21 protein-coding genes, 2 tRNA genes and 3 rRNA genes are annotated in these 26,176 nt (G+C 50.1%); 19 read left to right on the top strand and 7 right to left on the bottom strand.

All coding sequences use genetic code 11. The features are described 5' to 3' along the window. Positions 1–392 precede the first annotated feature (392 nt). The 12 genes from cysG (at position 393) to rpoS (ending at position 11,441) form a co-directional block, all read left to right on the top strand. Positions 393–1,835, top strand: a complete 1,443-nt coding sequence (gene cysG / locus RFN81_RS13750) for a siroheme synthase CysG (RefSeq protein WP_264496358.1) — start codon at positions 393–395, stop codon at positions 1,833–1,835. A gap of 9 nt (positions 1,836–1,844) precedes the next feature. Then, positions 1,845–2,753: a sulfate adenylyltransferase subunit CysD gene (gene cysD / locus RFN81_RS13745; RefSeq protein ID WP_264496357.1), complete on the top strand. Its 909-nt coding sequence runs from the start codon at positions 1,845–1,847 to the stop codon at positions 2,751–2,753. 11 nt (positions 2,754–2,764) lie between these two features. Beyond that, positions 2,765–4,255: a sulfate adenylyltransferase subunit CysN gene (cysN, locus tag RFN81_RS13740; protein ID WP_264496356.1), complete on the top strand. Its 1,491-nt coding sequence runs from the start codon at positions 2,765–2,767 to the stop codon at positions 4,253–4,255. Beyond that, positions 4,194–4,874, top strand: a complete 681-nt coding sequence (cysC, locus tag RFN81_RS13735; protein ID WP_264496355.1) for an adenylyl-sulfate kinase — start codon at positions 4,194–4,196, stop codon at positions 4,872–4,874. Before cysN ends, cysC begins: the two co-directional genes overlap by 62 nt. A 56-nt stretch (positions 4,875–4,930) precedes the next feature. Next, a complete protein-coding gene (locus RFN81_RS13730; RefSeq protein ID WP_264496354.1) occupies positions 4,931–5,263 on the top strand; it encodes a DUF3561 family protein in 333 nt (110 codons plus the stop codon). A 140-nt stretch (positions 5,264–5,403) separates the two neighbouring features. Beyond that, a complete protein-coding gene (ftsB, locus tag RFN81_RS13725) occupies positions 5,404–5,739 on the top strand; it encodes a cell division protein FtsB (protein ID WP_264496353.1) in 336 nt (111 codons plus the stop codon). Between the two features lie 3 nt (positions 5,740–5,742). Further along, a complete protein-coding gene (ispD, locus tag RFN81_RS13720; RefSeq protein WP_264496352.1) occupies positions 5,743–6,453 on the top strand; it encodes a 2-C-methyl-D-erythritol 4-phosphate cytidylyltransferase in 711 nt (236 codons plus the stop codon). 41 nt (positions 6,454–6,494) lie between these two features. Next, complete coding sequence (ispF, locus tag RFN81_RS13715) at positions 6,495–6,992, top strand: 2-C-methyl-D-erythritol 2,4-cyclodiphosphate synthase (RefSeq protein ID WP_264496351.1); 498 nt, start codon at positions 6,495–6,497, stop codon at positions 6,990–6,992. Positions 6,993–7,095: 103 nt separating this feature from the next. Next, entirely contained in the window at positions 7,096–8,142 is a 1,047-nt protein-coding gene (truD, locus tag RFN81_RS13710) for a tRNA pseudouridine(13) synthase TruD (protein ID WP_264496350.1), read from the top strand. 120 nt (positions 8,143–8,262) lie between these two features. After that, complete coding sequence (locus RFN81_RS13705; RefSeq protein ID WP_264496349.1) at positions 8,263–8,889, top strand: protein-L-isoaspartate(D-aspartate) O-methyltransferase; 627 nt, start codon at positions 8,263–8,265, stop codon at positions 8,887–8,889. A 498-nt stretch (positions 8,890–9,387) separates the two neighbouring features. Continuing rightward, a complete protein-coding gene (gene nlpD / locus RFN81_RS13700; RefSeq protein ID WP_264496348.1) occupies positions 9,388–10,395 on the top strand; it encodes a murein hydrolase activator NlpD in 1,008 nt (335 codons plus the stop codon). Between the two features lie 53 nt (positions 10,396–10,448). Beyond that, complete coding sequence (gene rpoS, locus RFN81_RS13695; RefSeq protein WP_264496347.1) at positions 10,449–11,441, top strand: RNA polymerase sigma factor RpoS; 993 nt, start codon at positions 10,449–10,451, stop codon at positions 11,439–11,441. 99 nt (positions 11,442–11,540) lie between these two features. Here rpoS and proS read toward each other — a convergent pair whose 3' ends face one another. The 6 genes from proS to metN all read right to left on the bottom strand — a co-directional run bounded on the left by proS (position 11,541) and on the right by metN (position 17,202). Continuing rightward, positions 11,541–13,259, bottom strand: coding sequence for a proline--tRNA ligase (gene proS / locus RFN81_RS13690; RefSeq protein WP_264496346.1), 1,719 nt, complete (start codon positions 13,257–13,259; stop codon positions 11,541–11,543). A 145-nt stretch (positions 13,260–13,404) separates the two neighbouring features. After that, on the bottom strand, positions 13,405–14,121 hold the full coding sequence (tsaA, locus tag RFN81_RS13685) for a tRNA (N6-threonylcarbamoyladenosine(37)-N6)-methyltransferase TrmO (RefSeq protein WP_264496345.1): 717 nt from the start codon (positions 14,119–14,121) through the stop codon (positions 13,405–13,407). Then, positions 14,118–14,528, bottom strand: a complete 411-nt coding sequence (gene rcsF / locus RFN81_RS13680; protein ID WP_264496344.1) for an Rcs stress response system protein RcsF — start codon at positions 14,526–14,528, stop codon at positions 14,118–14,120. Before rcsF ends, tsaA begins: the two co-directional genes overlap by 4 nt. A 117-nt stretch (positions 14,529–14,645) precedes the next feature. Beyond that, entirely contained in the window at positions 14,646–15,461 is an 816-nt protein-coding gene (locus RFN81_RS13675; RefSeq protein ID WP_264496343.1) for a MetQ/NlpA family lipoprotein, read from the bottom strand. Positions 15,462–15,524: 63 nt separating this feature from the next. Then, positions 15,525–16,178, bottom strand: a complete 654-nt coding sequence (locus RFN81_RS13670; RefSeq protein ID WP_264496342.1) for a methionine ABC transporter permease MetI — start codon at positions 16,176–16,178, stop codon at positions 15,525–15,527. Beyond that, on the bottom strand, positions 16,171–17,202 hold the full coding sequence (gene metN, locus RFN81_RS13665) for a methionine ABC transporter ATP-binding protein MetN (RefSeq protein WP_264496341.1): 1,032 nt from the start codon (positions 17,200–17,202) through the stop codon (positions 16,171–16,173). Before metN ends, RFN81_RS13670 begins: the two co-directional genes overlap by 8 nt. 179 nt (positions 17,203–17,381) lie before the next feature. Here metN and gmhB point away from each other — a divergent pair, with 179 nt between their 5' ends. The 7 genes from gmhB to RFN81_RS13630 all read left to right on the top strand — a co-directional run bounded on the left by gmhB (position 17,382) and on the right by RFN81_RS13630 (position 24,697). Beyond that, positions 17,382–17,945: a D-glycero-beta-D-manno-heptose 1,7-bisphosphate 7-phosphatase gene (gene gmhB, locus RFN81_RS13660; protein WP_264496340.1), complete on the top strand. Its 564-nt coding sequence runs from the start codon at positions 17,382–17,384 to the stop codon at positions 17,943–17,945. A gap of 380 nt (positions 17,946–18,325) precedes the next feature. Further along, positions 18,326–19,865 (top strand): 16S ribosomal RNA (locus RFN81_RS13655). 141 nt (positions 19,866–20,006) lie between these two features. Then, positions 20,007–20,082, top strand: a tRNA-Glu gene (locus RFN81_RS13650). 241 nt (positions 20,083–20,323) lie between these two features. Continuing rightward, positions 20,324–23,229 (top strand): 23S ribosomal RNA (locus RFN81_RS13645). 215 nt (positions 23,230–23,444) lie between these two features. After that, positions 23,445–23,560: ribosomal RNA gene (gene rrf, locus RFN81_RS13640) — 5S ribosomal RNA — on the top strand. Together the 16S, 23S and 5S rRNA genes with 2 tRNA genes alongside form the textbook arrangement of a ribosomal RNA operon. 52 nt (positions 23,561–23,612) lie before the next feature. After that, positions 23,613–23,689 (top strand) — tRNA-Asp (locus tag RFN81_RS13635). Between the two features lie 219 nt (positions 23,690–23,908). Beyond that, entirely contained in the window at positions 23,909–24,697 is a 789-nt protein-coding gene (locus tag RFN81_RS13630) for an endonuclease/exonuclease/phosphatase family protein (protein WP_264496339.1), read from the top strand. A 68-nt stretch (positions 24,698–24,765) separates the two neighbouring features. Here the strand turns inward: RFN81_RS13630 and mltD are convergent, their stop codons facing one another. Continuing rightward, complete coding sequence (gene mltD, locus RFN81_RS13625; protein WP_264496338.1) at positions 24,766–26,133, bottom strand: murein transglycosylase D; 1,368 nt, start codon at positions 26,131–26,133, stop codon at positions 24,766–24,768. Between the last annotated feature and the right edge of the window lie 43 nt (positions 26,134–26,176).

Genomic DNA, 26,176 nt, shown 5'->3' with positions numbered 1-26,176 from the left:
CATTCCATGCTAATTCGCAGCACACGCCCGACACGGGGCGGCTCAATCGCCGCTCGCCCCGTGACCCCTAGGCTTTCAGCGTAAATTATGTCGCTGACGCGCTGCCTTCGGCGATAGCGAGCTTTGTCGCCCGCTATCGCCGCGTCCCATCCCATCCCATCCTAAGCCCGCTACTCCTTAGCATAATTTTTACGCCGGAGAATAACAAAACCTGCCAAGCCTGTAGATTTGTATAAGCAACAACCGTTGTTAGAAGGAGAACCCACCCAATCTCAGTGGTAAACGTGGTGTTATTCCATTACGGAACTTGTCATTCCAATTCGGCATTTCATAAGTGTTCTGTCCTCACCGTATAGTCGCATTATCTAATTTTTTGCTTAGTTAAGGCGATTGTGAACTATCTCCCTATATTTGCCGATCTACGTCAACGCCCCGTCTTGGTTGTCGGTGGCGGCGAGGTGGCTACACGCAAAATTCACCTGCTGCAACGTGCGGGGGCGGAGGTGAAAATTGTCGCACAGGTGCTGGCTGCTCCGTTGGCTGAGCAGCATCAGGCCGGGCAACTTGAATGGCTGGCACAGTCTTTTACGCCGGAACTACTATCCGGCGTTTTTCTGGTGATTGCCGCCACGGATGACGCTGAGTTGAACGCAGCAGTATATGAGGCGGCAAATCAGCGTCATTTGCTGGTGAATGTGGTGGACGATCAGCCAAAGTGCTCGTTTATTTTCCCCTCGATTGTCGATCGCTCTCCGTTGGTGGTGGCGATTTCTTCTGGTGGTCAAGCCCCGGTGCTGGCGCGACTATTGCGTGAAAAACTGGAATCGTTGCTACCCACCAGTTTGGGGACGATGGCGGATATCGCTGGAAGCTGGCGCGACAGGATTAAAACCCGGCTGCATTCGATGTCGGCACGTCGGCGCTTTTGGGAACGGCTGTTTGTCGGGCGTTTTGCTTCACTGGTTTCGACAGGGCAGCTCGCGCAGGCCGAAGACGAGCTACAACAGCAATTAGTGAAGGAGCATGCCGAGCAGCACCTGCCCGCGTCAGCCCGCGGTGAAGTGGCGCTGGTTGGCGCAGGCCCCGGCGATGCCGGGTTGCTCACTCTGCGTGGATTGCAGGTGATGCAGCAGGCGGATGTGGTGCTGTATGACCATCTGGTGAGCGCTGATGTACTGGATCTGGTGCGCCGTGATGCCGAACGTATCTGCGTCGGTAAACGCGCCAGTGCACATTCCTTACCGCAGAGTGAGATTAATCAGTTACTGGTAAAACTTGCTCGGGAAGGTAAACGGGTGGTACGCCTGAAAGGCGGCGATCCCTTTATTTTTGGTCGCGGAGGGGAAGAGTTGCAGGCGGTGGCGCAGGCAGGCATCACGTTTCAGGTTGTGCCGGGCGTGACGGCCGCGGCAGGTGTAACGGCCTATGCCGGGATTCCGCTAACTCACCGTGATTACGCACAGAGCGTGCTTTTTATTACCGGCCATTGTCGCTCGGATGGCGATGCGTTGGACTGGTCAACGCTGGCGCGTGGACGTCAGACGCTGGCGATTTACATGGGAACCATACAGGCAGCGGAGATTTCACAACAGCTTATCGCGCATGGTCGTTCCGCACAGACGCCAGTCGCGGTAATTAGTCGTGGAACCCGCCACGATCAGCAGGTGCAAATCGGCACGCTGCAAACGTTAGCACATTTGGCACGGCAGGCACCGACACCGGCGCTGCTGGTGATTGGCGAGGTGGTGCATTTGCATCACCAGATTGCCTGGTTTGGTCAGACAACGCCGACGGCACCGCAAAAAAGCCGCTCAGCGGTAGTAAACTTGGCTTAAGGAAAGGGTATGGACGAGAAACGACTCACGCATTTACGGCAGCTTGAAGCCGAAAGCATTTACATTATCCGCGAAGTAGCCGCCGAATTCAGTAACCCGGTGATGATGTATTCCATCGGCAAAGACTCTTCGGTGATGTTGCATTTGGCACGCAAGGCATTCTTTCCAGGATCGCTGCCCTTCCCACTGTTACATGTCGACACCGGTTGGAAATTTCGCGAAATGTACGAATTCCGCGATCGCACGGCGAAGGCCTACGGATGCGAACTGCTGGTGCATCGTAACCCGCAGGGCGAAGCGCTGGGGATTAACCCCTTCGTGCACGGCAGCGCCAAACACACCGACATCATGAAAACGGAAGGGTTAAAGCAGGCGCTGGATAAATACGGTTTTGATGCTGCATTTGGTGGGGCGCGCCGCGATGAAGAGAAATCGCGTGCTAAAGAGCGAATTTACTCCTTCCGTGACCGTTTCCACCGTTGGGATCCGAAGAACCAGCGACCAGAATTGTGGCACAACTACAACGGTCAGATTAACAAAGGCGAGAGTATCCGCGTTTTCCCACTTTCCAACTGGACCGAGTTGGATATCTGGCAATATATCTATCTGGAAAATATCGAGATTGTCCCACTTTATCTGGCCGCGATGCGACCGGTGCTGGAACGCGACGGCATGTTGTTGATGGTGGATGACGATCGCATCGATCTACAACCCGGTGAGAAGATCGAGCAGCGCATGGTGCGCTTCCGCACGCTGGGTTGCTGGCCGCTGACGGGCGCCGTGGCATCGCATGCGCAAACATTACCGGAAATCATTGAAGAAATGCTGGTTTCTACGACCAGTGAGCGTCAGGGAAGGGTAATTGACCGCGATCAGGCCGGTTCAATGGAGCTGAAAAAGCGTCAAGGGTATTTCTGAGGAATCGTCTAATGAGCCAAATTTCGTTAAAAGACACCGTTGCAGAAAATGCGACGGAGCAAGATGCCGTGGTTATCAATAACGCGATAGCGCAGCAGATCGCGGCACAGGGCGGTGTGGAAGCCTATTTACACGCGCAACAGAATAAAACGCTGCTACGTTTCCTGACCTGCGGCAGCGTTGATGATGGGAAAAGTACACTGATTGGTCGGTTGCTGCATGATACGCGCCAGATTTATGAAGATCAGCTCAATACGCTGCATAACGATAGTAAACGATTAGGGACGCAGGGCGAAAAATTGGATCTGGCGCTACTGGTCGATGGACTTCAGGCCGAGCGCGAACAGGGCATCACGATTGATGTCGCCTATCGCTATTTTTCGACGGAAAAACGTAAATTCATCATCGCTGATACACCGGGGCACGAGCAGTACACGCGTAACATGGCGACGGGCGCATCAACCTGTGAGTTGGCGATCCTGCTGATCGATGCCCGTAAAGGCGTGCTGGATCAAACTCGCCGTCACAGCTTTATTGCCACCTTGCTGGGAATTCGCCATCTGGTGGTGGCGGTGAACAAAATGGATCTGGTGAATTATCAGCAAACGATATTTGAACAATTTAAGCAGGATTATCTGGATTTTGCTCAACAGTTGCCTGCCGATCTGAATATCACCTTTGTGCCAATTTCCGCGCTGGATGGTGACAATGTTGCGACCGCAAGCACGGCGATGAATTGGTATACCGGGCCGACGCTACTAGACGTACTGGAAACGGTTAATGTGGCGCAACACACGCTGGAACAGCCAATGCGCTTCCCGGTGCAATATGTCAACCGCCCGAATCTGGATTTCCGCGGCTATGCGGGCACGTTGGCTTCCGGCATTATCCGCGTCGGACAGCGGATTAAAGTGTTACCCTCAGGCGTAGAGTCCACTGTCAGCCGCATTGTGACTTTTGACGGCGATTTACCGCAGGCGCAGGCGGGCGAAGCGATTACGCTGGTACTGGCGGATGAGGTTGATATCAGCCGTGGCGACCTGTTGGTCGATAGCGGCGAATCGCTGAAAGCGGTGCAACATGCGCTGGTGGATGTCGTCTGGATGGCGGAACAGCCGCTGGTGCCAGGCCAGAGCTATGACATCAAGATCGGCGGTAAGAAAACGCGTGCTAGAGTCGAAAATATCCAGTATCAGGTTGAGATCAATACGTTAACACAGCGCGTTACGGAAAATTTGCCGCTGAATGGCATTGGATCGGTTGAGCTGGCTTTCGATGAGCCGCTGGTACTGGAAAGCTATCAGCGTAACGCGGTGACGGGGGGGATGATCTTTATCGATCGTCTAAGTAACGTCACGGTGGGAGCCGGGCTGGTACGAGAACCGATTGAGCCGGTATACCAGGAGGCTGGAGCTTATAGCGCCTTTGAACTGGAACTGAATGCGTTGGTACGTCGTCACTTCCCGCATTGGGGTGCGCGCGATCTGCTGGGAGGCAAATAACATGTCTTTACGCGATGAACCGACTGACGAAAATGTCGTCTGGCATGCGCATACTGTCACCCGTGAGTCACGTGAGAAGTTGCATGGTCATCAGGGCGTAGTTATTTGGTTTACCGGGCTGTCTGGGTCCGGTAAGTCCACGTTGGCGGGGGCGCTGGAACAGGCGCTACACCAGCGTGGCGTTAGCACCTACCTGCTAGACGGTGACAATGTCCGGCACGGTTTGTGTCGCGATTTGGGGTTCAGCGACGACGATCGGCGTGAGAATATCCGCCGCGTGGGGGAAGTGGCCAAACTGATGGTTGATGCCGGCCTGGTAGTATTGACTGCCTTTATCTCGCCGCACCGCGCCGAGCGTAAAATGGTGCAGGATTTGCTGGGCGAAGGGCAGTTTATCGAAGTCTTCGTCGATACGCCGTTAGCCACCTGTGAAGCGCGCGATCCTAAAGGGCTGTATAAAAAAGCGCGTGAAGGGAAGTTGCCTAACTTTACAGGAATTGACGCGATTTATGAGGCACCGGAGGCGCCGGATTGTCATCTGAATGGTGAACAATTAGTAACACATTTAACCGGGCAATTGTTAGATCTGCTTGGCGAGCGAGCTATTATCACACTCTGATATCCTCGCTTTTGTCACCGTACGATTGGGTGATGCAGGCAAGAGTGGGAAAGATTATGCAAAATGCCACGCAGTTAACGATGAATAAGACTCGGTCAGTGCAAGATGAAGACGATGGCGTTTCCTACCTGTTTATGGGGGCGGTGACGGGGTTCTCCTTTTATTGGCTGGCTTTTAGCCTCCCATTCTGGGTATACGGCTCCAATACCACCTTTTTCTTCATGCTTTACACCTGGCCGTTCTTTTTGGCGTTGATGCCGTTTTCGGTGCTTGTTGGCGTCGGGGTTAGCTTTTTGTTGAGAGGCTATCTTTTTTATACGCTTTTTATGACTGGTTTAGCCGTAATCTGTCTGTTCTGGCTGCTATTTTCCTGTCTTACGGGATGGTGATATCGCGCAAATTTTGCGCCTGTTCGCCCTATTTGCTGGCTTTTCCTCTTCATCATCGGTGAATCTTCCCTCTCTCCTGCCAGACACAGTGGAGTCAAAACAAAAGTTATGGGATGATTAGGCGGTTTTCAGGGGGCGGGATGGGAAAGCTTACGCTGTTATTATTGATATTGCTTGGCTGGCTTCAGTATTCACTGTGGCTTGGCAAGAATGGCATCCATGATTATTTGCGGGTGAGAGATGATGTTGTTGCCCAGCAGGGGAACAATGCCAAATTAAAAGCCCGTAATGAACAACTGTTTGCCGAAATTGACGATCTCAATGGCGGACAGGAAGCGATTGAAGAACGTGCACGCAACGAACTGGGGATGATTAAACCCGGCGAAAGCTTCTATCGTTTGGTGCCTGAATCGAGTCATCGTAACACCAATACACCGTCATCTACTCATATTTCACCCGACACCGCACCACGTTAACGTATGCAGACTACTCACCCCACCTCGCCGGAAATTGTTGCCGTGTTGCCAGCCGCAGGTAACGGTAGCCGGATGCAGAATGTACGCCCTAAGCAATATCTGACGATTGGCAATGACGCCATCGGACATAAGACGATTCTCGAACATACGATTGATGCGCTTTTTCGCCATTCGCGAGTACAGCGCATAGTTGTCGTTATTAGCCCGCATGATACCTTTTTTCATACCTTGAACGTTGCCAACGACCCGCGTATTTGCACGGTGACAGGGGGCGCTCAGCGAGCCGATTCCGTGTTAGCCGGGCTGGCCGTTGTTGCTGATAACGCATGGGCGCTGGTGCATGATGCGGCGCGACCGTGCCTGCATCAGGACGATCTGTCCCACTTGCTAGCGATCGCGGGGCAGAGCGAAGTTGGGGGCATTCTGGCCGCGCCCGTTCGTGATACCATGAAACGTAGCGTGGACGGCGTTATCGATCGCACGATAGAGCGTAACGATTTGTGGCATGCGCTGACGCCACAGCTTTTTCCGGCGGCGTTGTTGAAGCAGTGCCTGCGGCATGCGCTTCAGGATGGCGTTGTCGTTACCGATGAGGCCTCTGCGTTGGAATATTGCGGTTATCGCCCACATATTATTAGCGGACGTTCAGATAATATAAAAATTACACGTCCAGAGGATTTGGCATTAGCCGAGTTCTATTTAACACATTTGTAATCACCTCATTATATTCGCTAAATAGCTAAGGAGAATGCGCAATGCGTATTGGTCACGGTTTTGATGTCCATAAGTTTGGTGGCGAAGGCCCGCTCGTGATCGGTGGCGTGCGCATCCCTTATACTCAGGGGTTGTTGGCGCATTCTGATGGCGATGTGGTGCTACATGCGGTAACCGATGCATTATTAGGCGCCGCCGCGTTGGGTGATATCGGCAAATTATTCCCTGATACCGATCCGGCTTTCAAAGGCGCCGATAGCCGTGGTTTGTTAAGCGAGGCCTGGCGCCGTATCAATGAAAAGGGGTATCGATTAGGTAATCTGGATGTCACGATTATTGCGCAGGCACCGAAAATGGCACCGCATATTCCACAAATGCGTGTGAATCTAGCGGAAGATTTGCAATGCCATATGGACGACATCAATGTAAAAGCGACGACGACAGAGCAACTCGGGTTTACCGGGCGTGGAGAAGGTATTGCCTGCGAAGCCGTTGCCTTGTTGGTGAAAAAAGATGCGAGTGAGATTGTTGCATGGTAAGTGAAGGCTTCATATTCGCTATGTCATTGCGAATGGAAGACTGACAGTATGAAAATCAATCACATTATCGTGCGTCATTCGGTCATGTATCTATAGGTTAACCATGGAAAATAGCGAACAGCTCGTCTGGTTACACGGCGAACCACAGGCTAAAGGGACAGTGAAGTCTACGCCAGACGATTTTGAGGTGATAGAAGATTTGGGGTTCCAGCCAGATGGTGACGGCGAACAGGTCTTGGTGCGCGTGCGCAAATGCGGCTGTAACACGCAGTTTGTGGCTGAGATGTTGGCGAAATTTGTTCGCCTACCTCTACGATCCGTTAGCTATGCGGGCCTGAAAGATCGCCATGCTGTCACCGAGCAGTGGTTCTGCCTGCACATGCCGGGAAAAGCCACACCGGATTTCTCCTCGTTGGAACTGGAAGGTTGTGATGTGCTTGAGGTCACCCGCCATCGCCGTAAGCTGCGAATCGGTACGTTGCGGGGCAACTATTTTTCTCTGGTATTACGCCAGATCAGCGATCGAAGCGAGGTGGATGCGCGTTTGTCGTTGATTGCAGCGCGTGGCGTTCCTAATTATTTTGGTAGCCAGCGTTTTGGTCGCAACGGCAATAATCTTGAGCAGGCACGTCTGTGGGCTAATAACGAGATTCGGGTAAAAGAGCGCAATAAGCGGAGTTTTTATCTTTCCGCCAGCCGCAGTGCGATGTTTAACCAAGTTGCCAGCGCGCGTCTGGCGAGGCAATTGGCAACGACTATCCTGAATGGTGATGCATTGCAGCTAACAGGGCGCGGCAGTTGGTTTATTGCTCAACCGGATGAATGGGAAACCTTGCAGGCTCGTCTGGATGCTGGCGAACTTCAGATTACTGCGCCATTGCCTGGTGACGGTGAACTCGGTACGCAGGGTGAAGCCCGGTTATTTGAAGAACAGGCGCTATCCCAACAAGAGACACTATGGTCTTTGGTCAAACGCGAGCGGGTAGAACCCGCTCGGCGCGCGGTATTGCTGTATCCGCAACAGATGCAATGGCAATGGCAAGATAATATGACGGTGAATGTGAGATTTTGGTTACCGGCTGGAAGTTTCGCAACCAGCGTGGTGCGTGAAGTGTTGCAGTCACAGTTGGAGCTGGAGGTCAGCGCTTGATGGGCAATTGCGCTTTTCGGGTAATATCGAGGCTGGCAACCGTGCGATATAAAGGCTGTCGCTTTTTGTACAGGGAATTCCTATTGGTGACGAGGTTAACCTGAGCTGGGGTCGGGGGGAATGGTAAATAAGCGTATAGAAACGTTGCTGGCGCAGCTGCGCCAGCAGGGCATTCAGGACGAGCGCCTCCTGAAGGCAATAGAGTCCGTACCCAGAGAACGCTTTGTTGACGAGGCTTTCGAACATAAAGCATATGAAAACATTGCTCTGCCTATTGGTTCCGGTCAGACTATTTCGCAGCCTTATATGGTGGCAAAGATGACGGAATTGCTCTGCTTAACGCCGATATCTCGTGTGCTGGAAATAGGCACTGGGTCGGGTTACCAAACGGCAATTTTAGCGCATTTGGTGCAGCATGTTTGCTCGGTTGAGCGCATCAAGGGGCTGCAATGGCAAGCGAAGCGTCGCTTAAAACAGCTTGATCTACACAATATTTCTACCCGCCACGGTGACGGATGGCAGGGGTGGGCGTCACGTGGGCCGTTTGATGCCATTATTGTTACCGCAGCACCGCCGGAAATTCCTCGAGCGTTACTGGAACAGCTTGATGAAGGGGGCGTGATGGTGCTGCCTGTGGGAGAGTTATCGCAATATTTACAAGTTGTTAAACGTCATGCTGGTGAATTCATTATTCAAACGGTTGAGGCGGTCCGGTTTGTTCCTCTGGTCAGAGGAGAATTGGCCTGATACTGTGGCCGCCGAGTTGTAATTATTGTCATTCTTTAAAATTTCGACATTACGATAGTGTCATGCGAACTTATTGATATTGTTAGCTTCTAACCACAGTGGTCTCTCTCGTACTGCTCATGCACTTGCGATAGTTAAAATGCGATCTCGCTCGTTCCAATTAACGAATAAACCACCGGGTTTCTTTATGCTATGGCATGTTGAGCGGTCGCGCAGAGGTGAGATTGATATCTGGTTTGTGTTCCTAGTATTACTTTTTTTGAACGTGCTATACCCTAAACAATGTAAGTTGCTCGTCGTCGGCAATGGAAGACGTTTCTGGACATTGACATCAGTGACAGCCGGGCGGGGTTGAATGGCGTGTCTTGGCCTTCATAGGGGCTTGCGATGGGCCGCGTATTTTAAGATGTCAGCGGATATGTGGCTTGATGAATGACGGGTATCGTTACTTTTTTGAATGTTATTGTGATTAGGGGAGTAAGGCGCATGGGAAGCCGAATGATTAATTTGCGTCACATCGCTGCTTGTACGGTGATTGTCTTCGGTGTGGCTGGATGTACCAACAATAATTCCAAATCGGCGCCGATCAGCAGCGTTGACGGAAATACGGGCAATCGAGGGGGAATGCTATCTGCGTCACCATCACGTATTTCAACTACGGGCGATAGCGTGGCAACGACGCCGGATGGTCGAATCGTTTATAACCGTAGCTACGGTAATATTCCGAAAGGCAGCTATAACGGCGGCGATACTTATACCGTAAAACGGGGAGATACCCTGTTTTATATTGCCTGGATTACCGGCAATGATTACCGTGATCTGGCACAGCGTAATAACATTCCTGAGCCATATAGCCTGAATGTTGGGCAGTCATTGAATTTGGGCAATGGCTCAAGCAGCAGTGCCTCGCGCAGCGGCGGTATGTTGGCAACGACCGATGCTACCCGAGGTGGCGTCCCCACACCGCCATCTAGCGCTCAAATACAAACTACATCGGTTGATTCTCGGTCAACTAATGCGTATTCTGGTAACCAGGGTAAACAGAATGTAGGTGGAATGTTACCTACGACAGGGGCTGCAACTACTGCTCCTGTTTCCGCACCAGCGGCTGTTGCCAGCAGCAATACTGCTGCTGTCGGCAGTTGGCGTTGGCCTACCGATGGGAAAGTCATAGATAGTTTCTCCGCTTCCGAAGGGGGAAATAAAGGGATTGATATCGCCGGCTCACGTGGGCAGCCGATCATCGCAACCGCCAGTGGGCGTGTGGTGTATGCCGGCAACGCGCTACGTGGTTACGGAAATCTGATAATCATCAAGCATAATGATGACTACCTCAGTGCCTATGCTCATAACGATACGATGCTGGTCCGTGAACAACAGGATGTCACGGCTGGTCAAAAAATCGCTACGATGGGCAGTACGGGCACAAGCTCAGTTCGCTTGCACTTTGAAATTCGTTACAAGGGGAAATCCGTAAACCCGCTGCGTTTTTTACCGCAGCGATAAATCGGGCAGAGTATTTCGGTATTCTGCCATGGGATCACGGGTAGGAGCCACTTATGAGCCAAAGTACGCTGAAAGTTAACGAGTTACATGAAGATTCCGATTTCGACGAAAATGGGCTTGATGTTTTCGATGATAAAGCGCTGGCAGATGAGGATACCAATGATAATGACTTGGCGGAAGACGAGCTATTATCGCAAGGTGTTCCACAGCGCGTTATGGATGCGACGCAACTTTATTTAGGAGAAATTGGCTATTCGCCGCTTTTAACCGCAGAAGAAGAAGTTTATTTTGCCCGGCGCGCGTTACGTGGTGATATTCCATCGCGCCGTCGGATGATCGAAAGTAATCTTCGATTGGTAGTAAAAATTGCCCGCCGTTACAACAATCGTGGTCTGGCATTGCTAGATCTGATTGAAGAAGGAAATTTGGGGTTGATTCGTGCGGTTGAAAAATTCGATCCTGAAAAAGGGTTTCGTTTTTCAACCTATGCAACCTGGTGGATTCGACAGACGATTGAGCGAGCCATCATGAATCAAACCCGTACCATTCGTTTACCCATCCATATTGTTAAAGAACTCAACGTCTATTTGCGCACTGCCCGCGAATTGTCTCATAAACTGGATCATGAGCCGAGCGCGGAAGAAATCGCCGAACAACTCGATAGGCCTGTTGATGACGTTAACCGTATGTTGCGCCTGAATGAACGTATAACCTCCGTGGATACTCCGCTGGGTGGTGATTCGGAGAAAGCGTTGCTGGATATTTTGGCAGACGAAAAAGACAATGGGCCAGAAGACACCACTCAGAATAACGATATGAAACAGAATATCGTTAAATGGTTGTTTGAGCTTAATGCTAAACAGCGGGAGGTGCTGGCGCGTCGTTTTGGACTGCTAGGGTATGAAGCGGCTACGTTGGAGGATGTGGGGCGCGAAATTGGTTTAACGCGTGAACGTGTTCGTCAGATTCAGGTTGAAGGCTTACGCCGTCTGCGGGAAATCTTGCAGGTACAGGGGCTGAGCATTGAAGAGCTGTTCCGCGAATAACCCGCATCAACACTGATATTTTGATGAAAAAGTGGTGGGGTAGCCCACCATTTTTTATGGGGTTATTGCCCTTTCGTACGAAAGGGCGTCTGACGGAAATTAGCGTACAATATTTGCCAGTAGGAAATCGACGATTTCACCGGTTTTAATCATGCGTTTTTCACCAATCCTACGATGTTTATACTCAATTTCTTCACTGTCCAGATTACGATCGCCAATAACGATGGTATGAGGTACGCCAATTAATTCCATATCAGCGAACATTACGCCCGGGCGCTCTTTACGGTCATCTAGTAGAACGTCGATGCCCTTGGCACGCAGTTGCTGGTAAATATCCTCAGCGACTTCCTTCACGCGGAAAGATTTGTGCATATTCATGGGCAAAATAGCAACCTGAAAAGGTGCAATCGCGTCTGGCCAGATAATGCCGCGTTCGTCATGGTTTTGCTCAATTGCCGCCGCGACAACGCGCGTTACCCCAATACCGTAACAACCCATCGTTAGCGTCTGGTTGCGGCCATCCTCACCCTGTACGGTTGCTTTTAATGCTTCGGAATATTTACTACCCAATTGAAAAATATGGCCCACTTCAATACCGCGTTTGATTTGCAGTGTACCTTTGCCATCAGGACTGATGTCACCTTCAACGACATTACGGATATCGGCAACCTCGGGTAGGGGAACATCGCGCTCCCAGTTAATGCCAAAATAGTGTTTGCCATCAATGTTCGCGCCCGCGCTAAAATCGCTCATCGCGGCAACGGTACGATCGACGACGACAGGGATGGTGAGGTTGACTGGGCCGAGTGAGCCAGGGCCGGCACCGATAGTGGCGCGAATTTCTTCTTCAGTTGCGAAAGTGAGCGGGCTGGCTACCTGCGCAATTTTTTCTGCTTTGATTTCGTTTAATTCATGGTCGCCGCGAACCAATAGTGCAACCAGCTTGTAGCCGCTTTCTTCCGTTGCTTTGACCAAAAGCGTTTTTACCGTTTTTTCTATCGGCAGTGCAAACTGCTCAACTAATTCGGCAATGGTTTTCGCATTCGGTGTATCCACCAGGCGCAGTTCTTCCGTCGCTTCCGCGCGGCCTAATTGAGGCGCAACGGCTTCTGCCAACTCTATATTCGCGGCGTAGTCGGATTCCGTTGAAAAAACGATATCGTCTTCGCCACTGGCCGCCAGTACCTGGAACTCGTGAGATGCATTCCCTCCGATAGAGCCAGTGTCCGCTTGAACGGCCCTGAAATCCAGATCCATACGGCTGAAGATTTTGCTATAAGCAGCGTACATCGCGTCGTAGGTGATCTGTAAAGATTCCTGAGAAGTATGGAACGAGTAGGCGTCTTTCATCAGGAACTCGCGTGAGCGCATTACGCCAAAACGTGGGCGTACCTCATCACGGAATTTAGTTTGAATCTGGAAGAAATTCAGCGGCAATTGCTTATAAGAGCTAATCTCATTACGGATCAAGTCGGTAATGACCTCTTCGTGCGTTGGGCCAAGCACAAATGGGCGTTCACCACGATCGACAAAACGCAGTAATTCGGGGCCATATTGTTCCCAACGACCACTTTCTACCCATAAATCAGCGGGCTGAACGACCGGCATCGAAATTTCAATTGCGCCAGCGTTGTTCATTTCTTCGCGCACGATGGTTTCAACTTTTCGCAAAACACGTAAACCGGTCGGTAACCAGGTGTAAAGGCCCGAGGCCAGTTTACGAATCATTCCTGCCCGGAGCATCAACTGATGGCTGATGACTTCGGCATCGGCTGGTGTCTCCTTGAGAGTGGAGAGCATGTATTGGCTGGTACGCATGGGGTTTTAGTTCCGTTAGAACGAGAATTAGCATAGGGCTGCCACGCAGCCGAAAGCACATAAAAAGTGGCTTAGTTTACCAGTGTGCGCGGCGCGTCAAAAGAGAGTCAGGACAATTTTGGCAGATATTGCCATAGCCCATACCTTAAGGATTGTGAGTATGGTCGAGGCTCAACACTTCAGTTTTTTCTTCGCAGACGCGCCATCGGACATTGAATTCAAGTAGTGATACGGCATATTCCCGTAAGATATCTTCCCCTTTACGGTAGGCTGGGCGCGGATCCTGAGCCAAAACCTGTGAGATAAAGCGTTTTAAATGGGGATACTTCTTTTGATGTTCCGCGATTTGCTTTTCCGCAAATGAGGAAAAAAATACTGGCATAGTGGCATCGGGTGCCATTTGGGCAAATCCCGCTCGCGCCTGAGGATAACTTTCAGCAAAAGGTAGATAGGGCTTGATATCGACGACCGGCGTGCCATCAACGAGATCGAGGCTACCTAATTCGAGTGTAATGGTATCACCTATTGTGTGGATCCCTTTTAATTCGACCAATGACATCCCAATAGGATTGGGGCGGAAAGGAGAACGTGTAGCAAAAACGCCCGTGCGTGCGTTTCCTCCTAGACGCGGCGGCCGAACCGTCGGATGCCATCCGTTTTCCATTGTTTGGTGGAAAATGAACAATATCCAGATATGACTGAAATTCTCTAGCCCGCGCACACACTCGGCCTGAGTGTACGGTGGCAAGAGCTGAAGTGCTCCTCCACCGTCTTCAACCAGACCGGGTTGACGCGGAATAGCAAATTTTTCTTTATATGGTGAGCGGATCACTCCGATCTGATTAAAAATAAATTGACTCATTGTGCAGAGACTTTCAACGCAGTGCCTTGACAAACGATCTGACTATAGCAACCAGCTACGCCACTGACGGTTTGGCATTCATGTAGTAAAACCGCATTAGCTTTCAATGCGGTCGCACGGTTCTGCATTCTTCTGCGTGCACTTGCCGCGCTGGGGGGGGAATCCTGAGCACTGGACTGGCATGAGGAACCAGAAACTTCACCCATATCACGGAAAGGTTTACCAACTAATTGTTCTGCACTTTGATACAACACCGCAGGAGCTGGGCGAGCCGCTGGTTTTGGTTTCGGTGCAGGTTTTTTGGTTTGGGTTTCGATAACAGGTTGAGGAACAGGTGCCAAAGGTTTCTGAAATAAGGAACAACCTGTCAGCGACATCGCCAACAATATATAGGGAACAGCACGCATTAAGGATTCCTCTACTTTTTTTCAAAGAGCGAGTATTGAAGCAAGCAATTGCACAAATAACAAGACGGGCCGTAGCCCGTCTTAGCGATTAGTTAAGTGAAATACTATAGCGGTGGATCACCAACCTTTCACTGCTCCACCATTAAAGATTTTATTTGCGGCATCGCTCACTTCATCAGATTGATAAGCCTGAACAAATTTCTTCACATTTTCAGCATCTTTGTTGTCTTCGCGTGCAACAAGCAAGTTCACATACGGAGAGTCTTTCTCTTCAACAAACAGGCCATCTTTAGTTGGCGTCAGGTTAATCTGGCTGGCATAAGTGGTATTGATGATAGCCAACGCGATTTGAGCGTCATCTAAAGAACGAGGTAACTGTGGCGCCTCAAGTTCAACCAGTTTGATATTTTTCGGATTTTCGGTCACATCCAGTACGGTTGGTAACAGTCCAACATTGTCTTTCAGTTTAATTAAACCAACTTTCTGTAGCAGCAGTAGAGAACGACCCAAATTAGTTGGATCGTTTGGCAGCGCAATTTGTGCGCCATCTTGCAGCTCACTTAGCGATTTGATTTTCTTCGAATAACCGGCGATGGGGTAAACAAAGCTATTGCCGACAGATACCAATTTATAGCCACGATCTTTAATTTGTTGGTCCAGATAGGGCTTGTGCTGGAAAGCATTCAGATCGATATCGCCTTTGCTCAGTGCCTCATTAGGCAAAACGTAGTCATTGAACGTCACCAATTCAACGTCTAATCCGTATTTGTCTTTAGCGACTTTTTGCGCAACTTCCGCAACCTGCTGCTCCGCGCCAACAATAACACCGACTTTAATGTGATTAGGATCCTTTTCTTCCTGGCCGCATCCCGCCAACGCCAATACACCTAGGAGTGCGCCAATAGTCGCAATCGATTTGAATTTAATTGTCATATTCTTACCCCGTAATTAACGCGTAATTTGCCAAATGCTGCAGGCAAATGCGCATTGTGATGATTACTTATGTGTGACAGATTTTACAACTCTTTCGCCGCAGAATTGAATTAGATAAACCAAAACAACCAATAGTATTAATACCGTATTCATGACCATCGCGTTATAACCAATATAACCGTACTGATAACCAATTTGACCTAAGCCACCTGCACCTACGGCCCCCCCCATGGCAGAATAGCCCACCAGCGTAATCAACGTGATGGTTGCAGCATTAATAAGCCCGGGTAAGGCCTCAGGCAGCAATATCTTTCTGATTATTTGCATCGGCGTTGCCCCCATTGCTCGGGCTGCTTCAATGAGCCCCGTCGGAATTTCGAGCAGTGCGTTTTCTACCATTCGAGCGATAAATGGCGCGGCGCCAACGGTGAGCGGAACGATCGCTGCCTGCAAACCAATTGAGGTGCCGACAATGATACGGGTAAAGGGAATCATCCATACCAGTAAAATAATGAATGGAATCGAACGGAAAATATTGACCAGTGCAGAAACGGTACGATAGATTTTTGGATTAGCAATAATCTGCCCTGGACGCGTAATATATAATAAAACGCCTACGGGTAAACCGAGCACAAAACCAAAGAAACCAGAAACAAACGTCATTGCGACGGTTTCCCATACTCCCTTTGCCATTAGCCATATCATTGCTTCAGACATAACCCAAAACCTCAATAGTAACGTAACTTTCCTGTAAAAATTGGATTGCGGCTTTAACATCCGCCTCTTTGCCGTGCATTTCTGTCAGCATAATGCCGAATTTAACACCTCCGGCGTAATCCATCTGGGCGCTGATGATATTGTTATTAATGTTAAAGCGTCGAGCGACCTCTGATAACAAAGGGGCATCAACCGACTGACCGGTAAATTCCATCCGTAATAACGGCGTGGCATTTAGGCGAAAATCCGAGGATAAGCGGGTAAGGTAATCCTCTGGAATATCCAAATGTAGCGTAGACTGAATGAATTTCTGGGCCAGCGGCGTTTTAGGGTGTGAAAAAACCTCGCTAACCGTGTCCTGCTCAATGAGCCTTCCCCCGCTGATGACCGCCACCCGATCGCAAATTCGTTTCACCACATCCATTTCGTGCGTAATAAGAAGAATAGTAAGGCCGAGGCGACGGTTGATGTCCTTTAATAATTTGAGGATTGAACGCGTCGTTGCAGGGTCTAACGCGCTAGTCGCTTCGTCACACAGCAAAACTTTGGGATTGCTCGCTAGGGCTCGCGCAATAGCAACTCGCTGTTTTTGCCCGCCGGATAAGTTGGCTGGATATACGTCGTGTTTGTCTGCCAAACCTACCAAATCCAACAGTTCATTGACTCGTTTAACGATGTCAGCCTTTGGCATGTTATCTAATTCCAACGGCAGTGCAATATTGCCAAAAACAGTACGTGACGCTAGCAGGTTAAAGTGTTGAAAAATCATGCCTATTTGACGGCGTGCGCGGGTCAATTCTCTGTCAGAAAGTTGAGTGAGTTCTTGCCCATCTACCAGCACTTTTCCTTCTGTCGGCCGTTCTAATAAATTGACGCAGCGAATTAATGTGCTTTTACCTGCGCCTGAGGCGCCGATGACACCATAGATCTGCCCGGCAGGAACATGGAGGCTGACGTCATCAAGCGCGGTGACGGCTCGTCCATTTTGCTGGAAAACCTTAGTAATATTAGAAAGTTTGATCATATATATTTATCTTGGTGCCTATGACGGGATAAATCAGTGACTGAATGACACAAAATATGGAATGGATGTTAGGGCGTCTAGACGTCTAAGTCAACGGGATTGTTATTAGCATACCTTCTCTCCATAAGAGAAAACATGCGATACTAGCATGCAATTTACACCATTTAGGAGCAAAGTCAGTGGCTCAATGCGTTCCAGCAATTTTCCTCGATCGTGATGGTACGATTAATGTCGATCACGGTTATGTTCATGATATTGACCATTTCCAATTTATTGATGGTGTGATTGACGCTATGCGAGAATTAAAGGACATGGGATTCGTTTTAGTCATGGTAACTAATCAGTCCGGCATCGCTCGCGGTAAGTTTACAGAAGATCAGTTCCTGCAACTGACGGAGTGGATGGATTGGTCGTTAGCAGACCGTGGTGTAGATCTGGATGGTATCTACTTTTGTCCGCATCATCCTGAGGCCAGTGAAGATCGATATCGGCAGGTTTGTGACTGTCGCAAGCCTGAGCCAGGTATGTTGCTTTCTGCGCAGAGCGATCTCCACATCGATATGGCGGCATCTTATATGGTGGGTGACAAACTAGAGGATATGCAGGCTGCAAATGGTGCAGGGGTAGGAACCAAACTGTTAGTGCGCACGGGTAAGCCTGTTACCGAGCAAGGAGAAATGCTGGCTGATGGTGTTTTGGAAAGCCTCGCAGACCTCCCTAATTGGATAAAAACGCGCACTTAACCAGCATAATGAATGAAAGATATGCAAACGAAAAAAAGTTCATTATATTTGCTTGCGCTTCTGAATCAGTTCCCTATAATGCGCCACCACTGACACGGCAACAGCGACACGCGGTTGTGGTGGAAAGGGAAAAGATTCAACGAAGGCAGTCAGTCATGACTTGACTTCACAGCGGAAACGCATAACATATGCGCCCGCGCCGCAGTACGCTGCGGTACTGCTCTTTAACAATTCAATCAGACAATCTGTGTGGGCACTCACAAGACCGTATCTTAACGATATAAAAAGTCTTGAAGAGTGAACAACGGTAAATTCATTACGAATAAACAGTTTTAATTCTTTGAGCATCGCTGACGAGTTCAGCAAATCAAACAAATCTTAAATTGAAGAGTTTGATCATGGCTCAGATTGAACGCTGGCGGCAGGCCTAACACATGCAAGTCGAGCGGTAACACAGAGAGCTTGCTCTCGGGTGACGAGCGGCGGACGGGTGAGTAATGTCTGGGAAACTGCCTGATGGAGGGGGATAACTACTGGAAACGGTAGCTAATACCGCATAATGTCGCAAGACCAAAGAGGGGGACCTTCGGGCCTCTTGCCATCGGATGTGCCCAGATGGGATTAGCTAGTAGGTGAGGTAAAGGCTCACCTAGGCGACGATCCCTAGCTGGTCTGAGAGGATGACCAGCCACACTGGAACTGAGACACGGTCCAGACTCCTACGGGAGGCAGCAGTGGGGAATATTGCACAATGGGCGCAAGCCTGATGCAGCCATGCCGCGTGTGTGAAGAAGGCCTTCGGGTTGTAAAGCACTTTCAGCGGGGAGGAAGGCGTGAGAGCGAATACCTTTCATGATTGACGTTACCCGCAGAAGAAGCACCGGCTAACTCCGTGCCAGCAGCCGCGGTAATACGGAGGGTGCAAGCGTTAATCGGAATGACTGGGCGTAAAGCGCACGCAGGCGGTTTGTTAAGTTGGATGTGAAATCCCCGGGCTTAACCTGGGAACTGCATTCAAAACTGACAGGCTAGAGTCTTGTAGAGGGGGGTAGAATTCCAGGTGTAGCGGTGAAATGCGTAGAGATCTGGAGGAATACCGGTGGCGAAGGCGGCCCCCTGGACAAAGACTGACGCTCAGGTGCGAAAGCGTGGGGAGCAAACAGGATTAGATACCCTGGTAGTCCACGCTGTAAACGATGTCGACTTGGAGGTTGTGCCCTAGAGGCGTGGCTTCCGGAGCTAACGCGTTAAGTCGACCGCCTGGGGAGTACGGCCGCAAGGTTAAAACTCAAATGAATTGACGGGGGCCCGCACAAGCGGTGGAGCATGTGGTTTAATTCGATGCAACGCGAAGAACCTTACCTACTCTTGACATCCACAGAATTTGGTAGAGATACCTTAGTGCCTTCGGGAACTGTGAGACAGGTGCTGCATGGCTGTCGTCAGCTCGTGTTGTGAAATGTTGGGTTAAGTCCCGCAACGAGCGCAACCCTTATCCTTTGTTGCCAGCGATTAGGTCGGGAACTCAAAGGAGACTGCCGGTGATAAACCGGAGGAAGGTGGGGATGACGTCAAGTCATCATGGCCCTTACGAGTAGGGCTACACACGTGCTACAATGGCGTATACAAAGAGAAGCGAGCCTGCGAGGGTGAGCGGACCTCATAAAGTACGTCGTAGTCCGGATTGGAGTCTGCAACTCGACTCCATGAAGTCGGAATCGCTAGTAATCGTAGATCAGAATGCTACGGTGAATACGTTCCCGGGCCTTGTACACACCGCCCGTCACACCATGGGAGTGGGTTGCAAAAGAAGTAGGTAGCTTAACCTTCGGGGGGGCGCTTACCACTTTGTGATTCATGACTGGGGTGAAGTCGTAACAAGGTAACCGTAGGGGAACCTGCGGTTGGATCACCTCCTTACCAAGAAAGATGTGCGTTGAGTGAAGTGCTCACACAGATTGTCTGATGAAAAAAATGAGCAAGCGCACCTGTTGATGTAATGAGTGTTAACTCATGCTGATGCGAGCGTGCCGGATGTCTGATTCGGTACGGAGTTTTCGTGTCCCCATCGTCTAGAGGCCTAGGACACCGCCCTTTCACGGCGGTAACAGGGGTTCGAATCCCCTTGGGGACGCCAATCCGATAATGAGTGAAAGACATTATCCTGAATATCGTAAAGATGACTTTGATAAGTCGTGTTTACGATATTGCTCTTTAACAATCTGGAACAAGCTGAAAATTGAAACATGACAGCGGAATAATCGTGAATACCTTGGCTATTTATGGGTAAACACGGTGAATTTGTCTGTCAATGAGTCTCTCAAATAATCACAGCGCGATGATGACTTTGGTTTATCAAAGACACCTTCGGGTTGTGAGGTTAAGCGACTAAGCGTACACGGTGGATGCCTAGGCAGTCAGAGGCGATGAAGGGCGTGCTAATCTGCGAAAAGCGTCGGTAAGCTGATATGAAGCGTTATACCCGACGATACCCGAATGGGGAAACCCAGTGTGTTTAGACACACTATCATGACATGAATCCATAGTGTCATGAGGCGAACCGGGGGAACTGAAACATCTCAGTACCCCGAGGAAAAGAAATCAACCGAGATTCCCCCAGTAGCGGCGAGCGAACGGGGAAGAGCCCAGAACCTGAATCAGTGTGTGTATTAGTGGAAGCGTCTGGAAAGTCGCACAGTAAAGGGTGATAGTCCCGTACACAAAAATGCACAGGCTGTGAGTTCGATGAGTAGGGCGGGACACGTGATATCCTGTCTGAAGATGGGGGGACCATCCTCCAAGGCTAAATACTCCTGACTGACCGATAGTGAACCAGTACCGTGAGGGAAAGGCGAAAAGAACCCCGGCGAGGGGAGTGAAATAGAACCTGAAACCGTGTACGTACAAGCAGTGGAAGCCCACTAGTTGGGTGACTGCGTACCTTTTGTATAATGGGTCAGCGACTTATATTCTGTAGCAAGGTTAACCGAATAGGGGAGCCGGAGGGAAACCGAGTCTTAACTGGGCGTTAAGTTGCAGGGTATAGACCCGAAACCCGGTGATCTAGCCATGGGCAGGTTGAAGGTTGGGTAACACTAACTGGAGGACCGAACCGACTAATGTTGAAAAATTAGCGGATGACTTGTGGCTGGGGGTGAAAGGCCAATCAAACCGGGAGATAGCTGGTTCTCCCCGAAAGCTATTTAGGTAGCGCCTCGTGAATTCATCTTGGGGGGTAGAGCACTGTTTCGGCTAGGGGGTCATCCCGACTTACCAACCCGATGCAAACTACGAATACCGAAGAATGTTATCACGGGAGACACACGGCGGGTGCTAACGTTCGTCGTGAAGAGGGAAACAACCCAGACCGCCAGCTAAGGTCCCAAAGTCATGGTTAAGTGGGAAACGATGTGGGAAGGCCTAGACAGCCAGGATGTTGGCTTAGAAGCAGCCATCATTTAAAGAAAGCGTAATAGCTCACTGGTCGAGTCGGCCTGCGCGGAAGATGTAACGGGGCTAAACCATGCACCGAAGCTGCGGCAGCGACACTAAGGTGTTGTTGGGTAGGGGAGCGTTCTGTAAGCCTGCGAAGGTGGCCTGTGAGGGCTGCTGGAGGTATCAGAAGTGCGAATGCTGACATAAGTAACGATAATGCGGGTGAAAAACCCGCACGCCGGAAGACCAAGGGTTCCTGTCCAACGTTAATCGGGGCAGGGTGAGTCGACCCCTAAGGCGAGGCCGAAAGGCGTAGTCGATGGGAAACAGGTTAATATTCCTGTACTGGGTGTGACTGCGAAGGGGGGACGGAGAAAGCTAGGTTATCCGGGCGACGGTTGTCCCGGTTTAAGCGTGAAGGTGGATGACTTAGGAAAATCCGGGTCATTGTTAACACTGAGGCGTGATGACGAGTCACTACGGTGATGAAGTAACCGATGCTACGCTTCCAGGAAAAGCCTCTAAGCACCAGGTCACATCGAATCGTACCCCAAACCGACACAGGTGGTCAGGTAGAGAATACTCAGGCGCTTGAGAGAACTCGGGTGAAGGAACTAGGCAAAATGGTGCCGTAACTTCGGGAGAAGGCACGCTGGAGTTGGTGAAGTCCCTGGCGGATGGAGCTAAGACCAGTCGAAGATACCAGCTGGCTGCAACTGTTTATTAAAAACACAGCACTGTGCAAACACGAAAGTGGACGTATACGGTGTGACGCCTGCCCGGTGCCGGAAGGTTAATTGATGGGGTAAGCTGTAAGGCGAAGCTCTTGATCGAAGCCCCGGTAAACGGCGGCCGTAACTATAACGGTCCTAAGGTAGCGAAATTCCTTGTCGGGTAAGTTCCGACCTGCACGAATGGCGTAATGATGGCCAGGCTGTCTCCACCCGAGACTCAGTGAAATTGAACTCGCTGTGAAGATGCAGTGTACCCGCGGCAAGACGGAAAGACCCCGTGAACCTTTACTATAGCTTGACACTGAACCTTGAGCCTTGATGTGTAGGATAGGTGGGAGGCTTTGAAGCGTGGACGCCAGTCTGCGTGGAGCCAACCTTGAAATACCACCCTTTAATGTTTGATGTTCTAACGTGGGCCCCTGAGCGGGGTTGCGGACAGTGTCTGGTGGGTAGTTTGACTGGGGCGGTCTCCTCCCAAAGCGTAACGGAGGAGCACGAAGGTTAGCTAATCCTGGTCGGACATCAGGAGGTTAGTGCAAAGGCATAAGCTAGCTTGACTGCGAGAGTGACAGCTCGAGCAGGTGCGAAAGCAGGTCTTAGTGATCCGGTGGTTCTGAATGGAAGGGCCATCGCTCAACGGATAAAAGGTACTCCGGGGATAACAGGCTGATACCGCCCAAGAGTTCATATCGACGGCGGTGTTTGGCACCTCGATGTCGGCTCATCACATCCTGGGGCTGAAGTAGGTCCCAAGGGTATGGCTGTTCGCCATTTAAAGTGGTACGCGAGCTGGGTTTAGAACGTCGTGAGACAGTTCGGTCCCTATCTGCCGTGGGCGTAGGAAGATTGAGAGGGGTTGCTCCTAGTACGAGAGGACCGGAGTGAACGCACCGCTGGTGTACGGGTTGTGATGCCAATTGCATTGCCCGGTAGCTACGTGCGGAAGAGATAACCGCTGAAAGCATCTAAGCGGGAAACTTGCCTCGAGATGAGTCTTCCCTGGGCACAAGATGCCCCTGAAGGGCCGTTGAAGACGACGACGTAGATAGGCTGGGTGTGTAAGCGTAGCGATACGTTGAGCTGACCAGTACTAATGACCCGAGAGGCTTAACCTTACAACACCGAAGGTGTTTTGAGAGATGAAAGACGCATAGAGAACGATATTCAGCTTGTTCGAAGATTGAAGATTAAATGTTTACGCGATGGCGTGGACATAAAACAGCGCGGAGCGCTGGCCTGAGAAGGGAGGAGACAAAATCGTCGGGAACGATTTTGTACGTTGCAGAGCGACGACCCGAAGGGCGAGTCTCAGGAAGAGACGAGAAATTTGCCTGGCGGCGATAGCGCGGTGGTCCCACCTGACCCCATGCCGAACTCAGAAGTGAAACGCCGTAGCGCCGATGGTAGTGTGGGGTCTCCCCATGTGAGAGTAGGGAACTGCCAGGCATCAAATTAAGCAGTGAGCCGGAGCAATCTGGTGATTGTAGAGAAATTCGGTGGAGCGGTAGTTCAGTTGGTTAGAATACCTGCCTGTCACGCAGGGGGTCGCGGGTTCGAGCCCCGTCCGTTCCGCCACTTATTATGCAAAAAGCCCTAAGTTGACGCTTAGGGCTTTTTTCGCATGCAAATATTAAATTTTTAAATGAATTGATCTCTTTTTCTTTGCTCACCACTGCATTTTTCCCTTCCCGATCTTCAAGCGTACATTGCAAGTCTGCGATAAAATTCTTATAACAGAAGGTCGACCTTTTTTGATAGGGTATTAAGTGTATTAAAACTGATAGTGGATAAGGCGTGCGGAAAAAAACCTATGCAATGAGGTATGTTGCTGGCCAACCAGCTGAGCGTATCTTTCCTCCCGGGGAAATGAATTATCCGGGGCAATCGCTACCGACAGGCTCATTGTTGCTTGAGGGAGATGTTTTACGTGTAATGGTGTGGAACATTTTTAAGCAACAACGAATGAACTGGCTTTCTGTTTTACAGAATTTCGGCAAAGATACTCAGCTAGTCCTGTTGCAGGAGGCGCAAAGTACGCCAGATCTTATCCATTTTGCAACCAGTAACTACCTCTCTGCCGATCAGGTACCCGCCATTATTCTTCCACAACATCCATCTGGTGTGATGACGCTATCAGCCGCTCAGCCAGTGTATTGCTGTCCTTTGCGCGAGAGGGAGCCTTTGCTGCGTTTAGCCAAATCATCTTTGGTGACGGTCTATGCGCTTCAGAATGGGCAGAGATTGATGGTCATCAATATCCATGCAGTTAACTTTAGTTTTGGTGTTGAAGTGTATACGAAGCAGTTGTCTGCCATTGGGGAACAGCTTCTACATCATCAGGGGCCGGCGATTATGGCGGGAGATTTTAATGCATGGAGTCAGCAACGTATTAATGCACTTAATCATTTTGCGACAAAAATGGGGTTGAAAGAGGTATATTTCGTTGATGATCAGCGACGCAAGGCGTTTGGTCGGCCGCTAGATTTTGTTTTTTATCGTGAACTGACCGTAAATCAGTCCTCTGTATTGGTGACCCAAGCTTCAGATCATAACCCACTACTCGTCGAATTTAGCCTGATTTAATCGCCATAAAAAAACAGCCCTCTACATCTACAGGAGGGCTGTTTCTTATTACTGATTCCGATGTGACGTTAAGAATCTGGCTTTAAATTACTACTAACATAGAGCGTAATACGATCGCCTGGCTGCAAGTTCGCGTTCTTATTGATAACCGTATTCCAGCGCATAACATCGTCAATGTTTACGCCGTGGCGTTTAGCAATACTTGCCAGAGAATCGCCTTTCTGCACTCTATAGGTGATTGAACCCTTGTTACTTGGAACTTTGGCTACGAGTAATGTCTGACCCACTTTGAGTGCATTGGCGTTTCGTAGATTGTTCCAACGCTGTAACTCTTTAGTGCTGACATTGAGGCGTGCTGCAATTGCTGATAAAGAATCACCTGGTCGCACCCGATATTGCTGTTGCGTCGGCTTAGATTGTGCGAGTCGTGTTGGCTGGATTGCCACGATATCGCCATCAGCTAATGAGTCTTTCAACTGCTCAACATGAGCTTTAGGAACCATAATATAATGAGGCCCATTAGGAGCCGTTACATTACGCTTATAGCCCGAGTTGTAGATCTTTAGCTTATCCAATGACAAGCCAGCCATCTCTGCCGCTTGTGTCAGTTCTACTTGTTGCCCCAGATCAACTTTTGCTAACGCTCGGTTCTCATTGGGGCGTGGCAAACTTACGCCGTATTTCTTGCTGTTTTTGAGAATGTCGCTCAGAGCCAGCATCTTAGGAACATAAATTGACGTCTCACGTGGCAATGATAGCGCCCAAAAGTTAGTCGGTTTCCCTTTTGCCTTATTGGCTTTCATTGCCTGCATGACGCGACCTTCGCCACTATTATATGCTGCAACGGTTAATAACCAATCGCCATTAAACATAGTGTTGAGACGCTGCATCATATCCAGAGCCGCCGTCGTAGATGCAATTACGTCACGGCGCCCGTCGTACCACTGATTTTGTTTTAACCCATAATTACGCCCTGTCCCAGGGATGATCTGCCATAGCCCAGCGGCATTAGCAGATGATGTAGCTGTTGGATCAAAAGCGCTCTCCACTATGGGTAGCAGTACTAGTTCCATCGGCATCTTACGTTGCTCAATTTGCTCGACTATCCAGTACATGTACGGCTCTGCCCGTAATGTTACATCGTGGAGATAGCTCTTATTTTTCAAATAACGCATTTTTTGCTCGCGGATCCGGGCGTTATCCGGAACCTCCATCTTCAGCTCGTCGCTAATGAAGTCCCACAGGTTTGACTGCGCGAGGCTACTGTTATCCAGCCATCGCGCAGTGGTCTCTCGACCATCTGCGTACTTTCTTGCTTCACCTTGACTTGCGGAAGACAAACTCTGTACATGCGGCATCGATTGCGACGTATCGTGTGGAGATACATGACAACCTGCCAGCAAGACCGAGGCGATGATCATCGCTCTAGCCTTCATATGTTGGTCAATAGTTGCTTAAAAGACGAGCAAGGATACTTTG

Origin of the sequence: Pectobacterium cacticida (assembly GCF_036885195.1) — a bacterium.
GTDB lineage: Bacteria > Pseudomonadota > Gammaproteobacteria > Enterobacterales > Enterobacteriaceae > Pectobacterium > Pectobacterium cacticida.
This window is presented reverse-complemented; position numbering and strand designations above follow the sequence as displayed.

Coding starts and splice junctions, on each gene's coding strand:
- rcsF (WP_264496344.1), bottom strand. CDS start 14,528: ATGCGTGCTGTTCCCTATATATTGTTGGCGATGTCGCTGACAGGTTGT.
- cysC (WP_264496355.1), top strand. CDS start 4,194: ATGCGTTGGTACGTCGTCACTTCCCGCATTGGGGTGCGCGCGATCTGC.
- ispF (WP_264496351.1), top strand. CDS start 6,495: ATGCGTATTGGTCACGGTTTTGATGTCCATAAGTTTGGTGGCGAAGGC.
- RFN81_RS13730 (WP_264496354.1), top strand. CDS start 4,931: ATGCAAAATGCCACGCAGTTAACGATGAATAAGACTCGGTCAGTGCAA.
- rpoS (WP_264496347.1), top strand. CDS start 10,449: ATGAGCCAAAGTACGCTGAAAGTTAACGAGTTACATGAAGATTCCGAT.
- nlpD (WP_264496348.1), top strand. CDS start 9,388: ATGATTAATTTGCGTCACATCGCTGCTTGTACGGTGATTGTCTTCGGT.
- RFN81_RS13675 (WP_264496343.1), bottom strand. CDS start 15,461: ATGACAATTAAATTCAAATCGATTGCGACTATTGGCGCACTCCTAGGT.
- cysD (WP_264496357.1), top strand. CDS start 1,845: ATGGACGAGAAACGACTCACGCATTTACGGCAGCTTGAAGCCGAAAGC.
- truD (WP_264496350.1), top strand. CDS start 7,096: ATGGAAAATAGCGAACAGCTCGTCTGGTTACACGGCGAACCACAGGCT.
- mltD (WP_264496338.1), bottom strand. CDS start 26,133: ATGAAGGCTAGAGCGATGATCATCGCCTCGGTCTTGCTGGCAGGTTGT.
- cysN (WP_264496356.1), top strand. CDS start 2,765: ATGAGCCAAATTTCGTTAAAAGACACCGTTGCAGAAAATGCGACGGAG.
- proS (WP_264496346.1), bottom strand. CDS start 13,259: ATGCGTACCAGCCAATACATGCTCTCCACTCTCAAGGAGACACCAGCC.
- RFN81_RS13705 (WP_264496349.1), top strand. CDS start 8,263: ATGGTAAATAAGCGTATAGAAACGTTGCTGGCGCAGCTGCGCCAGCAG.
- ftsB (WP_264496353.1), top strand. CDS start 5,404: ATGGGAAAGCTTACGCTGTTATTATTGATATTGCTTGGCTGGCTTCAG.
- RFN81_RS13670 (WP_264496342.1), bottom strand. CDS start 16,178: ATGTCTGAAGCAATGATATGGCTAATGGCAAAGGGAGTATGGGAAACC.
- metN (WP_264496341.1), bottom strand. CDS start 17,202: ATGATCAAACTTTCTAATATTACTAAGGTTTTCCAGCAAAATGGACGA.
- tsaA (WP_264496345.1), bottom strand. CDS start 14,121: ATGAGTCAATTTATTTTTAATCAGATCGGAGTGATCCGCTCACCATAT.
- ispD (WP_264496352.1), top strand. CDS start 5,743: ATGCAGACTACTCACCCCACCTCGCCGGAAATTGTTGCCGTGTTGCCA.